The sequence below is a fragment of the Ancylobacter sp. WKF20 genome (assembly GCF_029760895.1).
Classification (GTDB): Bacteria; Pseudomonadota; Alphaproteobacteria; order Rhizobiales; family Xanthobacteraceae; genus Ancylobacter.
In genome coordinates, this window is sequence record NZ_CP121679.1 from 1,787,312 (window position 1) to 1,802,388 (window position 15,077).

Sequence of the window (15,077 nt, forward strand, 5' to 3'; positions counted from 1 at the left end):
GCCCGGTCATGAATCCTTCGGCGCATAGGCGGCCGGATCGACCAAAGCCGGCCGGCCCGGTAGCGCGAGCGTGGAGACGCGCGGCGCGCCTTCCGCGATCACCCGGCCGCGCCGGATGACGAAGAGCCGGGCGGCCTTGAGCCGAATGGCCTCGATGGGATCGGCCGCCTGAAGGACGACGAAATCGGCGTTGCAGCCGGGCGCGATGCCATAGCCTTCCAGACCCATGATCGTCGCCGGATTGGTGGTGACCGCCTCCAGGCACCAGCGCATCGCCTCGCGCGACGTCATCTGCCCGACATGCAGCGCCATGTGCGCGACCTCCAGCATGTCGCCGGAGCCGAGCGAGTACCAGGGGTCCATCACGCAGTCATGGCCGAAGGCGACATTGACGCCGGCGGCGCGCAGCTCCGGCACACGGGTCATGCCGCGGCGCTTGGGATAGGTGTCGTGCCGGCCCTGAAGGGTGATGTTGATCAGCGGGTTGGCGATGGCGTGGACGCCCGCCTCCGCGATCAGCGGGATCAGCTTCGAGACGTAGTAATTGTCCATGGAATGCATGGAGGTGAGGTGCGAGCCGGCCACCCGGCCCTGCAGGCCGAGGCGCTGCGTCTCATAGGCCAGCGCCTCGATATGGCGCGAGAGCGGATCGTCGCTCTCGTCGCAATGGATGTCGACACGCAGACCGCGCGCGGCGGCAATCTCGCACAGCGCCTTCAGCGAGGCGGCGCCGTCCGCCATGGTGCGCTCAAAATGCGGGATGCCACCGACCACGTCGACGCCCATATCGAGCGCGCGGTCGAGGTTCTTCGCGGCGGTGGGCGAGCGGTAATAACCGTCCTGCGGGAAGGCCACGAGTTGCAGGTCGATATAGTCCTTCACCCGCTCGCGGACATCGAGCAGCGCCTCGACGGCCAGCAGGCGATCGTCGCACACATCGACATGGCTGCGGATGGCCAGCAGCCCCTGGCTGACAGCAAGGTCGCAATAGCGCAGCGCCCGCTCAATCACCGCCTCATGGGTCAGCAGCGGCTTGAGCTCGCCCCAGAGCGCAATGCCCTCCAGCAGCGTGCCGGACGTGTTGAGGCGCGGCAGGCCGAGCGAGAGCGTCGCGTCCATGTGGAAATGCACGTCGACGAAGGGCGGCGAGACCAGCCGGCCGCCGGCGTCGATGATCTGCCCGGCGCCCTCGCCCGCCTGCGCGGCGATGCCCGGCTCGACGGCGACGATGCGCCCGCCCTCGCAGGCGATATCGATGCCGGTGCGCCCGTCGGCGAGGCTGGCATTGGTGACGATCAGGTCAAAGCTCATCGGGTCCGCCTATCTCTGGCCCTTGAAATACGGCTTCATCAGCGCGCGCGGGTAATCGGCCCGGCGGGCCACCAGCACCAGCGCGGCGATGGAGAAGATATAGGGCAGCATGAGGAAGATCTGGCTCGGCACCGCCCCACCGGTGATGGTCTGCAGTCGGAGCTGGTAGGCGTCGAGCGCGCCGAACAGCAGCGCGCCGAGAAGCGCCTTGCCCGGCCGCCAGGAGGCGAAGACGGTGAGCGCGATGCACACCCAGCCGCGCCCGTTGATCATGCCGAAATAGAAGGCGTTGAAGGCCGACAGCGTCAGGAACGCACCGCCCAGCGCCATCAGCGCCGATCCCGCCATCACCGCCCCCATGCGAAGCCCGACGACGGAGAGCCCCTGTGCCTCCACCGCTTCCGGATTGTCGCCCACGGCGCGCAGGGCAAGTCCGAGCGGCGTGCGGGCCAGCACGAGAGCGACCAGCCCGACACAGACGAAGGCGAGCACGGTGAAAGCCGTCTGCTGGCCGAGGATCGGCCCGACGAAGGGCAGATCGCCCAGCACCGGCACGTCGAGCGGGGCGAAGGGCTCGATGCGCGGCGGCGTCGCCACATTGGGGAAAGCGACGCGGTAGCCGAAATAGGCAATCGAGGTCGCGAGCAGCGTTACCCCGATCCCGGTGACGTGCTGCGACAGGCCGAGCGGCACGGTGAGCGTGCCATGGATCAGCCCGAACAGCGCACCCACTCCCGCCGCGACGAGGACGCCGCCCCAGAGCGGCAGGCCGAGATAGACCGCCAGCCAGCCAGACATGGCACCGGCGACGAAGATCCCCTCAATGCCGAGATTGAGCACGCCCGCCCGCTCACATAGCAGCGCGCCGAGCACGCCGAAGATCAGCGGCGTGGCGATGCGGATGGTGGCGGCCCAGAAATTGGCCTGCAGCAGAATGTCGAGCGCGGCCCACATCACACGGTCTCCCGGCGCACGAGGACGATACGGAACCGCGTCAGCAAACCGCCGACGAGCACGCTGAGCAGGGAGAACGCGACCACCAGGTCGGCGAGATAGTTGGAGACCCCGATGGCCCGGCTCATTGAATCCGCGCCCACGAACACGCCGGCGACGAAGATCGCGGCGGGGATGACACCGAGCGGCGAGAGGTTCGCCAGCGTCGCCACCACGATGCCGGCATAGCCGAAGCCGGGCGAGAGATCGGAGGTAAGGTAGCCCTTGAGCCCGGCCACCTCGCTCGCCCCCGCGAGGCCCGCGAGCCCGCCGGAGAGCACGCCGACCAGCACCATCGCCTTCACGACGGGCAGGCCCGCATAGCGCGCGGCGCGGGCATTCTCGCCCACCGCCCGGATGCGGAAGCCCCAGACGGTGCGAGTGATGAAAATGTGCAGCGCCACAGCGGCGACCACCGCGATGACGAGGCCCCAGTGCAGCCGCAGCCCCGTCACCAGCTTGGGCAGTGTCGCCTCATCGAGCACTGGAGCCGATTGCGGCCAGCCCATCGCCATCTCGTCCTTCATCGGGCCTTCGATCATCATCTGGACGAAGAGCAGGACGATGAAGTTCATCAGCAGCGTCACCACCACTTCGTCGGCGCCGAAGCGGGTCTTGAACAGCACGGGAATGAGCAGCAGCGCCGCGCCCGCCGCTGCCGCACCGATCAGCACGGTCGGCAGGAGGATATAGGTGGGCGCCTCGATCAGCCCCGCGCCCAGCGCGACGGTGGCGAGAGCGCCCGCATAGAGCTGCCCCTCGGCACCGATGTTCCAGAGCTTGGCGCGGAAGGCGACCGCCGCCGCGAGGCCGGTGAAGATGAGCGGCGTCGCCCGCGTCAGCGTTTCCGCCAGCGCGAAGCCGTCGCCCGCCGCGCCCTGCGCCATCAGCACGAAGGCCGAGAAGACCGGCGCGCCGGAAAGCGCGAGCGGCAGGGCCGTCAGCAGCAGCGCCGCAAGCCCCGAGCCGACGGAAACGGCGACGGTGAGCCAGAGGGGCGTGCGCTCGCGGGGGACGAAGCGGATCATGCGGGGTCTCCAGGCGTTGGCTGCGCTGAACCGACCATCACGCCGCCTCCCCGGCCGCGTGGCCGGCCATCATCAGCCCGACGGTGCGCAAATCGAGCCCCTCCGTGTCCATCGCCGGGGAGAGCTGACCGGCATGGACCACGGCGATGCGGTCGCAGAGAGCGAAAAGCTCGTCGAGATCCTCGGAGATCAGCAGCACCGCCGCGCCGCGTCCGCGCGCCGCGATGAGGCGGCGGTGAACGTCGGTGGTCGCGCCGATATCGAGGCCCCGCGTCGGCTGGTGGGCGAGCACGAGGCGCGGCTCGCGTTCCAGCACGCGGGCCAGGACGACCTTCTGCATGTTGCCGCCGGAGAGCGCGCGGATAGCGGCATCCGGGCCGGGGCAGCGCACGTCATAAGCCTTGATCGCCGCCGCCGCCCGCTCGCGGATGGCCGCGCGGCGCAGGAAGCCGGCGGACTGGTTTTGCGGGTCACCGACGGTTTCCAGCACGTAGTTCTCGGCGACGGTGAGCGCGCCGACCGTCCCGTCGCGATGGCGATCCTCCGGGATACGGCCGACGCCGGCGGCAAGGCGTGCGGCGGGGTCGGCCCGGCCGAGACGGTTGCCGGCGATATGGGCCTCGCCCTCGCGCGCCGTGGCGAGGCCGGCGACCAGCGCCGCCAAAGCTCCCTGCCCGTTGCCGGAGACGCCGGCAATGCCGACGATCTCGCCGGCGCACACTTCGAGGTCCGCCCGCTCCAGCCGGTCGCGTTGGGTGGGCGTGCCAACGCTGACACCCGTAAGGCTGAGCACCGGGGCGCCGCGCGTCGCCGGCGGACGCTCGCGCGGCGGGATGGCGCGCCCGACCATGAGTTCGGCCAGCGTCGCGCGGTTGGCGCCGGCGGTCGGGCGGTCCGCCACCTTGGCGCCGCCGCGCAGCACCACGACCCGTTCGCACAGCGCCAGCACCTCGTGCAGCTTATGGCTGATGAAGATGACCGCGAGCCCCTTGGCCGCCAGCACCCGCACAGTGGCGGCAAGGCTGTCGGCTTCCTGCGGGGTGAGCACGGCGGTCGGCTCGTCCAGAATGAGCACACGCACGTCGCGGTAGAGCGCCTTGAGGATCTCGATGCGCTGCTGCTCGCCAACCGAGAGCCGCGCCACCGGCACGTCGAGATCGGCGGTGAGGCCGCTCTCTGCCATCAGCCGGTCGATCTTGGCCCGTGCCGAGCGGCGCTTGAGCTTGAAGCTCCACAGCGACTGGGTGCCCAGCACGATGTTCTCGAAGCCGGTGAGGTTTTCGGCCAGCGCGAAATGCTGGTGCACCATACCGATGCCCGCGCTCAGCGCGGCTTCCGCCGATCCGCCGGGCAGCGGGGCGAGCTGGCCATCGGCGCCAGCGATGTACACGCTGCCCTCATCGGCGATGTAGTGGCCGAACAGGATGCTCATCAGCGTCGTCTTGCCCGCGCCATTCTCCCCGAGCAGCGCGACGATCTCGCCGGCGCGCACATCGAGGTCGATACGGTCATTCGCCACCAGCGCGCCGAAACGCTTGGTGATGCCGGTGAGCGAAAGGACCAGCGGGCGGGGATCGGGGTGCATTGGAGTGTCCGCGAAGGGGCATGGCGACGAAGACGTCATCCCGGACGCCGCAACGCGGCGATCCGGGATCGTTCGGCATTTATGGGCCGCGCGATCCCGGCTCTACGCGCTGCGCGCTTCGGCCGGGATGACGGCAAAACCAACCGCCTCGCGGCGCTGCCTCACAGCGTCGACTTCGGCTCGGCGTCGTTCACGTTCACGCGGAACAGGCCGTCCTTGATCTCCTTCTCCTTGAGAAGGACGACGTCGATCACCTCCGGCGGCACGACCTTCGGGTCGAGCGGGGCGAGGCTCGCGCCGCCATGCGCCATGTAGCTGAACGGGCCGTAATCCTCGGCGGTGAAGGTGCCGTCGATCACCGCCTTGATGGCGCGGTCGATGGTCGGCTCCATGTGCCAGAGCGCGGAGGCGATCACCGTGCCGGGATACTGGCTGGAGGTGTCGATCACGTTGCCGATCGCCTTCACGCCGCGTTCCTTGGCGGCATCGGAGACGCCGAAGCGCTCGGCGTAGAGCACGTCCGCGCCCTTGTCGATCTGGGCGAAGGCGGCTTCCTTGGCCTTGGGCGGGTCGTACCAGCTGTTGATGAAGGTGACGATGAACTTCACGTTCGGGTTCACCGACAGCGCGCCCTCCATGAAGGCCTGCATCAGCCGGTTCACCTCGGGAATGGCGTAGCCACCGACCAGGCCGATGACGTTCGACTTGGTGGTCTTGCCGGCCACCATGCCGGTCAGGAAGGACGGCTCGTGGATGAAGTTGTCGAAAACCGAGAAGTTCGGCTTGGTCGGGCCGAAGGACGAGCCCATCAGATAGGCGGTCTTGGGGTAGTCCGCCGCCACCTTGCGGGCGGGACGCTCGACGGCGAAGACCTCGCCGACCACGAGGTCCGCGCCCTCCTGCGAGTACTGCCGCATCACCCGCTCATAATCGGTGTTGGCGACGTTCTCGGAGAATTTGTAGGTGATGTCGCCGCGCGCCTCGGCGGCCTTCAGCGCCTTGTGGATACGCGACACCCACTGCTGCTCCACCGGCACGGTGAAGATGGCGGCGACCTTGATCGGCTTGGCCTTGGCAGCAAAAGCCGCACCGCCGAAAGTGGTAAGGGCGAGCGCCCCGGCGCCGAGCGCCAGAAGCTGCCGCCGATCAATGCTTCCTGCAGAAAAAAGCGGCAGGTTGCCGGACGACTTGACGACCATTTCTCTCATCTCCCCGAGCCTAAAGAGGGCGGTAGCGGCGGGCTGATCCCGTGATCCGCCCTTCGAGGCGCCCCGACATGCGAGCGGCGTGCCATTTTCGAACTGATTAGTCCGAAAAGTCACGCGGCATTTCCGGGGTGTCCCCAGGCGGACAGGAGATAGCTACGAATGAAAGGCGGCATCCCTTCGGCAAGGTCGGCCGGCCCGCGCGCGACAATCACCGCGTCGATCTCCGGGCGCTCCTCGCTGGCGATATGGGCGCGGATGCGATCGGCGAGCGCCTCGGCAGGCATGTCGGCGACGATCTCGCGCAGCAGGGCCAGCCGGCGCGCGTCGCGCAGCGCGGTCCATTGCGGGGCCAGCGTCACATCATTGGCGGCGATGCCGGTCTCCTCGGTGAGTTCGCGCAGCAGGCTGCCTTCAAGATCAACCCGCCCATCCGCCGTTACGTCGGAGGGGTCGGGGGTGCCGGCGGCGAAGTAGATGCGGCCGGCATTGGCGGTCCACGGCGCCATGCGGGCGAGTACGAAGCCGCCATCGGCCCCGCGCAACGCGCCCATGCCAAAGGCATTGCGCGCGACAGGGTGGGCTGGGTCGGTCGCGAGCAGCCACAGCAGCGCGGCGTAATCGGCCTGCGCGTAGCGGCCGGTCAGCACGCCGGCGTCGATCCGGTGGTCGACGAGCAGCAGGATCGGCCCGTTCCAGATGCCCGGCTGCGCCGCGACGCGGGCGGCGAAATACGCGTCGATCGCCGGGCGGTTCTCGGCGGAGAGCGCGCAGGGGCCGGGATCGAGCCACATGTCGAGACGATCGAGGGTGAGGATCTCGATCGGTCCGGCGGCCCCGAGCGTCACCGGCGGGGGCCCCCGAAGGCCATGTCACACATGGATGACGCCCTCGCCGACGATGACCGCACCGCCGCCGATGGTGACGGCGGTAAGCGCGCCCTCGGTCACTTCTAGCCCGAGCCGCACCAGGCTCGGCCGGCCCATCTCGACGCCCTGGAGGATGTCGAAGGCATGGAAGCCATCCTCCGGGCGCTCGCCGGCGAACAGCACGGCGGCAAAGGAGGCCGCGGCGGAACCGGTCGCCGGGTCTTCGTCGATGCCCATATTGGCGCCGAACATGCGGGCGCGGAAATCGCCCTCGCCATCCTCGTCGCGGCAGAACACATAGACCGAATCCGCCTCGCCGCCGAAGGTGCCAATGAGCCGCGCCGCGCTCGGGCTGATGCGGGCCAGCGCCGAGCGCGAGGCGAGCGGTATGCACACAAAGGGTACGCCGGCGGAGGCGACCACCGGGCGGTAGCCGTCGAAGCCGATATCCGAGGTGTCGAGGCCGAGCGCCTGCGCGCAGGCTTCCACGCTCATCGGCTCCTCATGGATGATCTCGGGGATCCTCGGCACGGTGAAGATGGCATTGCCCAGCCTTTCGCCGCGCACATTCACATGGCAGGGCACCGGGCCGACATTCTCTTCCAGCACGAAATCGGTCGAGGTCTCCACCCCGTCGCGGATCGCCAGCAGCACCGCCGTGCCGACCGTGGGATGGCCGGCGAAGGGCAGCTCGTGGTTCACCGTGAAGATGCGCAGCTTGGAGCGGTTGCGCTCATCCTGCGGCTTCACCAGGAACACCGTTTCCGAGAGATTGAACTCGCGGGCGATGGCCTGCATCTGGTTACTGTCCAGCCCCTCGGCGTCGAGCACGACGGCCAGCGGATTTCCCGCGAGGGGACGATCGGTGAAGACGTCGAGCGTGACAAAGCGGCGGGACATGGCGGTCAAAGCTTCTCCGGCGTGAAGAGGCGGGACGGCGTGACGAATTCATCCTGCGCGGCCACGGTGAGGATTTCCCGCGAGCCGGCGGCTGCCGTTCGGGCAAGCAAGCCATAGGCCGAGGAGGCGGCCTTGGAGAGTGCCTCGGCCGTGGAATGCGTCGACTTCCAGTGCACGAAGAACAGCGCGGCGATCGCGTCGCCCGCCCCGTTCACGGAAATGTCCAGCTTCGGCGTGCGCACGCGGTAGCGCCCGTCCGGGCCGGAGGCCATCAGGTCGATGGCATCGGAAGGCGTATCCTCGGTATGCAGGCTGGTGACGAGGATCACCCGCGGGCCCATGGCGTGAACGGCGTCACAAGCCGCCACGGCCTCGGCGAGAGTGGTCGTGCTGCGGCCGGACAGATAGTCCAGCTCGAACTGGTTGGGCGTGATGAGGTCGGCCGCCGGCACGGCGCGGTCGCGGATGAATTCCGGCAGGCCCGGACGGACGAACACGCCCCGGCCGACATCGCCGATCACCGGGTCGCAGCAATAATGCGCCTGCGAGTTGGCCGCCTTCACCCGCGCCGCGGCGTCGAGGATGGCATCACCGATCTCCGCCGAGCCCATATAGCCCGACAGCACGCCATCGCAGCGCGGCAGCACGTTGCGGTCCTCCAGCCCCCCGACCAGCTCGCGGATCAAGCCGGCGCCGAACACCTCGCCGCGCCAGGCGCCATAGCCGGTGTGGTTGGAGAACTGCACAGTGTGGAGGCCCCACACTTCATGGCCGAGCCGCTGCATGGGGAACATGGCCGAGGCATTGCCGACATGGCCGTAAGCGACCCAGGACTGGATCGAGAGAATATTCATCGCAACGCGCCCCACCTGAAAGAACGATCTGCGGTTAAGCCTTGCGATGCAAGGGCTCAAACGAAATTCGGTGAGCCAATCCATAAACTTGCGCGATGTGTTGCCGAACCGCACGGGGCCGTAAGCCACCCTCGCGCTTGCGGCAGTCGTGACGGCATGCGACAGCCACGCGACATTCGATAGCGCGAGCGACGCCATGACCGAGATGCTTTCCGCCGCCGCCCTCGCCCAGGCCATCCGCGCCGGGCACCTCTCGCCGGCCGACGTGGCCGAGCGGTGCCTCGAAGCGATCGCGGCGCGCGAGAGCGAGGTCGGCGCCTTCGCCAGCTTCGACGCCGAGGCGCTGCGCGCCGCTGCGCAGGCACCGGGCCTTGCGGCCACGGCACTGGCGGGCCTGCCGGTCGGCATCAAGGACATTCTCGACACGGTGGACTTTGCCACCGAGCGCGGCTCGCCGCTCTTCGCCGGCTATTACCCGGCGGCGGATTCGGCCGTTGTACGCATGATCGCCCGCACCGGCGGGCTGATCGCCGGCAAGACGGTCACCACCGAATTCGCCTTCATGCAGCCCTCCCCCACGCGCAACCCGCGCCGGCTGAGCCACAGCCCCGGCGGCTCTTCCTCCGGCTCGGCGGCGGCGGTGGCGGCGGGGATGCTGCCCATCGCCATCGGCACGCAGACCGGCGGGTCGGTGATCCGCCCCGCCTCGTTCTGCGGCGTCACCGGCTACAAGCCCTCCTTCAAGCTGCTGCCGGTGCTCGGGCTCAAGCCCTTTGCGTGGTCTCTTGATACCATCGGCCTGTTCGGCGCCCATGTGGCGGATGTCGCCTTCGCCATGGCGGCAATCACCGGGCGCGACTTCGACCTCGATGCGGAAACCGCGCGGCCGCGCTTTGCCGTCGCCAAGACAATGCGGGCCGGCCTTGCCAGTGACGACGCCCATGCCGCGCTGGAGCACGCCGTGCGCGCCGCCGAGCGCGCCGGGGCGCAGGTCGAGGTGGTCGAATTGCCGCCCGCCCTTGAAGCCGGTGATGCCGCGAGCGCCGTGGTGCAGGCCTATGAGGCCTCGCTCGCGATGGCCGATGAGTGGGATCGCCACCGCGACAAGCTCTCCCCGCTGCTGCATGCCTATCTGGAAGAGGCACAGACGACCACGCCGGATGCCTATGACGCCGCCCGCCGCGCCGCCCGCAAGGCCCGCAACGCCCAAGCTGACCTGCTGGCCGGCTTCGACGCGCTGCTCACCTTCTCCGCCCCCGGTGAGGCGCCGGAAGGCCATGCGACCACCGGCTCGCCGACCTTCAACCGGCTCTGGACGTTGACCGGGGCTCCTTGCGTCAACGTCACCGGCCTTACGGGCGCCACCGGCCTGCCCATCGGCGTGCAGGCGGTCGGCCGCTTCGGCCGCGACCGTACCGCGCTGGCCGCCGCCCGCTTCCTCGAACGCGCCGTCGCCGACGCCTGATAGAAGGAAATTTCCGCTGGATGTTGGCGTGGGGCATTAGTATATCAATTAGATAGATTAGGAGATGTACTAATGCCCCATCCCTTGCTGTCCTTGTCCCGCCGCGGCCTGCTCGGCCTCGCCGCTGCGGCTGCCGCCACCTTTGCCAGCGCGATGCCGCTGGCCGCGCAGGCCCCCGATACGGTGCGCATCGGTTATCAGCGCTCCTCCACCCTCATCGCGCTGCTGAAGGCCGATGGCGAGCTGGAGAAGGCCCTGGAGCCGCTCGGCGTGAAGGTGAGCTGGCACGAATTCACCAGCGGCCTGCCGCTGCTCGAGGCTCTCAACCTCGGCAAGATCGACTTCAGCGCCGATGTGGCCGACACCGTGCCGGTCTTCGCGCAGGCGGCCGGCGCCAAGCTGGTCTTCATCGCCGAGGAAGCGCCCTCCCCGGCCGCGCAGGCCATCCTCGTGCCGGAAGGCTCGACCATCGCTTCGCTGGCCGATCTCAAGGGCAAGAAGGTCGCCGTGACCAAGGGCGCCGGCAGCCACTATCTCCTGCTGGCCGCGCTGGCCAAGGGCGGGCTGACCTTCAAGGACATCACCCCGGCCTATCTGACCCCGGCGGACGGACGCGCCGCTTTCGTCGGCGGCAATGTCGATGCCTGGGTCGCTTGGGATCCGTTCCTCGCCACCACGCAGGCCGCCTCCAAGGCGCGGATCCTGGCGGACGGCTCCAACGGGCTCGCCAGCTACAAGCGCTATTATCTCAGCTCCGAAGCCTTCGCGCAGAGCAGCCCGAAGGTGCTCGCAATCATCTTCGAGAAGCTGAAGGCAAAGGGCGAGTGGGTGAAGGCCCATCCGAAGGAGGCTGCCGCGCAGCTCGCCACGCTGTGGGGCATTGATGCCAGCGCGGTCGAGGTGGCCAATGGCCGGCGCAGCTACAAGGTCGGCGCCGTGACCAAGGCCGGCCTCGGCGAGCAGCAGAAGATCGCGGACACCTTCTTCAAGGAAGGCCTGCTTCCGCGGGAAGTCGACACCAGCACGGTGTCCATCTGGCAGCCGGCGGGCCTGTGAGCCTCCACGGAAGGGCCTGCGGGCCCTTCCGCCTCGCCGTTGCATCGTTTGCCGGCGCTACTCCGCCGCGACCTTCTTGTGGCTCAGCGGGTCGTAATTGAGTACCGGCGCCAGCCAGCGCTCGGCCTCGTCCACGCTCATGCCCTTGCGCCGCGCATAGTCCTCGACCTGATCGCGCTCGACCCGGCCGACGCCGAAATAAGCCGCCTCCGGATGCGCGAAATAGAGGCCCGACACAGCCGCGCCCGGCCACATGGCGAAGCTCTCGGTCAGCTCCACGCCGATCTTAGGCGTCGCCTCCAACAGGCTGAAAAGAGTTGCCTTTTCCGTATGGTCGGGCTGCGCCGGATAGCCCGGCGCGGGGCGGATGCCGCGATAGGCTTCTTGAATCAGATTCTCATTCTGAAGTTCTTCATCCGGTGCATAAGCCCAGAATTCCTTGCGCACCCGCTCATGCATCCGCTCTGCAAAAGCCTCTGCAAGACGGTCGGCCAAGGCCTTGAGAAGAATCGAGGAATAGTCGTCATTGGCCGCCTTGAAGGCGTCCGAGCGCTCGGGCTCGCCAAAGCCCGTGGTGACGCAGAAGCCCCCGATATAATCAGGCACGCCGGTGCTCTTCGGCGCGATGTAATCGGCCAGCGCCACATTGGCCCGCCCCTCGCGCTTGCCCATCTGCTGGCGCAGCGTGTGCAGCGTGGCGAGCTCCGAGGCGCGGTCGTCGCCGGTGAACAGCACGATGTCGTCGCCCACCGTATTCGCCGGCCAGAAGCCGACCACGGCGCGCGCGGTGAGCCACTTCTCCGCGACGATGATTTCCAGCATGCGCTGGGCATCCTCGTAGAGCGCGCGCGCGGCGACACCGACCTTGGCGTCGTCGAGAATGCGCGGGAACTGGCCCGCCAGCTCCCAGGACTGGAAGAAGGGCGTCCAGTCGATATAGGGCACCAGCTCGCCGAGGTCGTATTCCTCGAACACCCGCGTGCCCAGGAAGGTCGGCACCGGCGCCTGATAGCTGTCGAAGTCGAGCACCAGCCGGTTGGCGCGGGCCTCTTCCAGCTTCACGCGAACCTTGTTGCGGTCGCTCTTGGCATGGGCGTCGGCGACCTTGGCGTATTCGGCGCGCAGGCTCGCGACATATTCCTCGCGGGTATTGTCGTTGAGCAGGTTCGAGACCACGCCCACGGCGCGGCTCGCATCCGTCACATAGACCGCCTGCCCGCGCACATATTGCGGGGCGATCTTCACCGCCGTGTGGACACGCGAGGTCGTCGCGCCGCCAATCAATAGCGGTACACTGAAACCTTCGCGCTCCATTTCCGAGGCGACATGCACCATCTCGTCGAGCGAGGGGGTGATGAGGCCGGACAGGCCGATGACGTCGACCTTGTGCTCCCGCGCCGCGTCGAGGATCTTCGCCGTCGGCACCATCACGCCGAGGTCGATCACCTCGTAATTGTTGCACTGGAGCACCACGCCGACGATGTTCTTGCCGATGTCGTGGACATCGCCCTTCACCGTCGCCATCAGCACCTTGCCGGCGGACGAGTCCCCGGTGGTGCCGTTGTCGATCTTCTCCTGCTCCATGAAGGGCATGAGATAGGCGACCGCCTGCTTCATCACGCGGGCGGACTTCACCACCTGCGGCAGGAACATCTTGCCGGCGCCGAACAGGTCGCCGACCACATTCATGCCGGCCATCAGCGGCCCCTCGATGACATGGAGCGGGCGCGCCACCTGCTGGCGGGCTTCCTCGACATCGACCTCGACAAAATCGGTGATGCCGTTGATCAGCGCGTGCTCCAGGCGCTTGGCCACCGGCTGCGTCCGCCAGGTGAGATCGGCCTCGCGCCGCTCCTTGCCGCCGCCGCGGAACCGCTCGGCAAGCGCCAGCAGGCGCTCGGTGCCGTCCTCGCGGCGGTTGAGCACCACGTCCTCGCAGGCCTCGCGCAGCTCCGGCTCGATCTCGTCATAGACCGCGAGCTGGCCGGCATTGACGATGCCCATATCCATGCCCGCGCCAATGGCGTGGTACAAAAATACCGCGTGCATCGCCTCGCGCACGGGCTCATTGCCGCGGAAGGAGAAGGACAGGTTCGACACGCCGCCGGAAATGTGGGCGTGCGGCAACTGCTGACGGATGGCGCGGGTCGCCTCGATGAAAGCGACGCCATAGCCCGAATGCTCCTCGATGCCGGTCGCCACCGCGAAGATGTTGGGGTCGAAGATGATATCCTCAGGCGGGAAACCCACCTCATCCACCAGAATGCGGTAGGCGCGCGTGCAGATCTCGATCTTGCGCTCATAGGTGTCGGCCTGGCCCTGCTCGTCGAAGGCCATCACGACGACCGCCGCGCCATAGGCACGCACCAGCCGGGCATGGTGACGGAAGGCGTCCTCACCCTCCTTCATGGAGATCGAGTTCACGATCCCCTTGCCCTGAATGCACTTCAGGCCCGCCTCGATCACACTCCACTTGGAGCTGTCGACCATGATCGGCACGCGGGCGATATCCGGCTCGGCGGCGAGCAGGTTCAGGAAGGTCACCATGGCCTTCTCGGAATCGAGCAGGCCCTCGTCCATATTGATGTCGATGACCTGCGCGCCGTTCTCCACCTGGTCGCGGGCCACCGCCAGCGCGGCGGTGTAGTCGCCATTGGTGATGAGCTTGCGGAAGCGCGCGGAGCCGGTGACGTTGGTGCGCTCGCCGACATTCACGAAGGGAATTTGCGGCGTCAGCTCAAAGGGTTCGAGGCCGGAGAGGCGCAGCCGCGGCTCGATCTCGGGCACCACGCGCGGACGGTGCGGCGACACCGCCTCGGCAATGGCGCGGATATGGTCCGGGGTCGTGCCGCAGCAGCCGCCGACGATGTTGACGAGGCCCGAGGCGGCGAACTCGCCGACCAGCTTGGCCATCGCCGCCGGGCTCTCGTCATAGAGGCCGAATTCATTGGGCAGGCCGGCATTGGGGTAGGCGCAGACGAAGGTGTCGGCGAGGCGCGACAACTCGTCGATATGCGCGCGCATCTCCTTGGCGCCGAGCGCGCAATTGAAGCCGATGGAAAACGGGCTGGCGTGGCGCAGCGCGTACCAGAACGCCGCCGCCGTCTGGCCGGACAGGGTGCGGCCGGACAGGTCCGTGATCGTGCCGGAGATCATCACCGGCAGGCGGATACCGCGCTCTTCGAAAAGCCGCTCGATGGCGAAGACGGCGGCCTTGGCGTTCAGCGTGTCGAAGATGGTCTCGATCAGCAGAATGTCGGCGCCGCCATCGATCAGCGCTCCCGCCTGCTCGCCATAAGCCGTTGCCAGCTCATCGAAACTCGTCGCGCGGAAGCCGGGGTCGCTGACGTCCGGGGAGATCGAGGCGGTACGGTTGGTCGGGCCGATGGCGCCGGCAACGAAGCGGCGGCGCCCGTCCTTGGCTTCCGCGAGCTTCGCCGCCTCCTTGGCGACGCGCGCGCCCTCGAAATTGATCTCGTAGACCAGGCTCTCCATGCCGTAATCGGCCATGGCAATGGTGGTGCCGGAGAAGGTGTTGGTCTCGACGATGTCGGCCCCCGCCAGGAAATAGGCGAGATGGATGTCGCGCACCGCGTCCGGCAGCGTCAGGTTGAGCAGGTCGTTATTGCCCTTGAGATCGCGGTTCCAGCCCTTGAACCGCTCGCCGCGATAGCCTGCCTCATCCAGCTTCAATTGCTGGATCATCGTCCCCATGGCGCCATCGAGCACAAGAATGCGCTCGGCAGCGGCAGTGCGAAGGGCAGCGAAGGTGTCGGCGGGCGGGTTGGTCGCAGTCATGGCAGAACGCTTC

11 protein-coding genes are annotated in these 15,077 nt (G+C 68.0%); 2 read left to right on the forward strand and 9 right to left on the reverse strand.

Translation table 11 applies throughout. The annotated features are described in order from the left end of the window. Positions 1–6: 6 nt before the first annotated feature. The 8 genes from AncyloWKF20_RS08225 to pdxY all read right to left on the reverse strand — a co-directional run bounded on the left by AncyloWKF20_RS08225 (position 7) and on the right by pdxY (position 8,745). On the reverse strand, positions 7–1,311 hold the full coding sequence (locus AncyloWKF20_RS08225) for an amidohydrolase family protein (RefSeq protein ID WP_279317382.1): 1,305 nt from the start codon (positions 1,309–1,311) through the stop codon (positions 7–9). A gap of 9 nt (positions 1,312–1,320) precedes the next feature. After that, positions 1,321–2,265: an ABC transporter permease gene (locus AncyloWKF20_RS08230; protein WP_279317383.1), complete on the reverse strand. Its 945-nt coding sequence runs from the start codon at positions 2,263–2,265 to the stop codon at positions 1,321–1,323. Further along, entirely contained in the window at positions 2,265–3,332 is a 1,068-nt protein-coding gene (locus AncyloWKF20_RS08235) for an ABC transporter permease (protein WP_279317384.1), read from the reverse strand. The genes AncyloWKF20_RS08230 and AncyloWKF20_RS08235 overlap by 1 nt, the downstream gene beginning before the upstream one ends. Positions 3,333–3,369: 37 nt before the next feature. Continuing rightward, the gene (locus tag AncyloWKF20_RS08240) at positions 3,370–4,917 is read right to left on the reverse strand and encodes an ABC transporter ATP-binding protein (protein ID WP_279317385.1); all 1,548 of its coding nucleotides are present in this window, start codon (positions 4,915–4,917) and stop codon (positions 3,370–3,372) included. Between the two features lie 161 nt (positions 4,918–5,078). Then, positions 5,079–6,116, reverse strand: coding sequence for a BMP family protein (locus AncyloWKF20_RS08245; RefSeq protein ID WP_279317386.1), 1,038 nt, complete (start codon positions 6,114–6,116; stop codon positions 5,079–5,081). Between the two features lie 119 nt (positions 6,117–6,235). Next, positions 6,236–6,970, reverse strand: a complete 735-nt coding sequence (locus AncyloWKF20_RS08250; protein ID WP_279317387.1) for an NUDIX domain-containing protein — start codon at positions 6,968–6,970, stop codon at positions 6,236–6,238. A 24-nt stretch (positions 6,971–6,994) separates the two neighbouring features. Next, entirely contained in the window at positions 6,995–7,891 is an 897-nt protein-coding gene (locus AncyloWKF20_RS08255; protein WP_267581933.1) for a PhzF family phenazine biosynthesis protein, read from the reverse strand. A gap of 5 nt (positions 7,892–7,896) precedes the next feature. Then, on the reverse strand, positions 7,897–8,745 hold the full coding sequence (gene pdxY, locus AncyloWKF20_RS08260; protein ID WP_279317388.1) for a pyridoxal kinase PdxY: 849 nt from the start codon (positions 8,743–8,745) through the stop codon (positions 7,897–7,899). Positions 8,746–8,941: 196 nt separating this feature from the next. Here pdxY and AncyloWKF20_RS08265 point away from each other — a divergent pair, with 196 nt between their 5' ends. Continuing rightward, positions 8,942–10,210, forward strand: a complete 1,269-nt coding sequence (locus AncyloWKF20_RS08265) for an amidase (RefSeq protein ID WP_279317389.1) — start codon at positions 8,942–8,944, stop codon at positions 10,208–10,210. Positions 10,211–10,282: 72 nt separating this feature from the next. Next, positions 10,283–11,266: an aliphatic sulfonate ABC transporter substrate-binding protein gene (locus AncyloWKF20_RS08270; protein WP_279317390.1), complete on the forward strand. Its 984-nt coding sequence runs from the start codon at positions 10,283–10,285 to the stop codon at positions 11,264–11,266. 57 nt (positions 11,267–11,323) lie between these two features. Here AncyloWKF20_RS08270 and metH read toward each other — a convergent pair whose 3' ends face one another. Further along, the gene (gene metH / locus AncyloWKF20_RS08275; protein ID WP_279317391.1) at positions 11,324–15,064 is read right to left on the reverse strand and encodes a methionine synthase; all 3,741 of its coding nucleotides are present in this window, start codon (positions 15,062–15,064) and stop codon (positions 11,324–11,326) included. Positions 15,065–15,077: the final 13 nt, after the last annotated feature.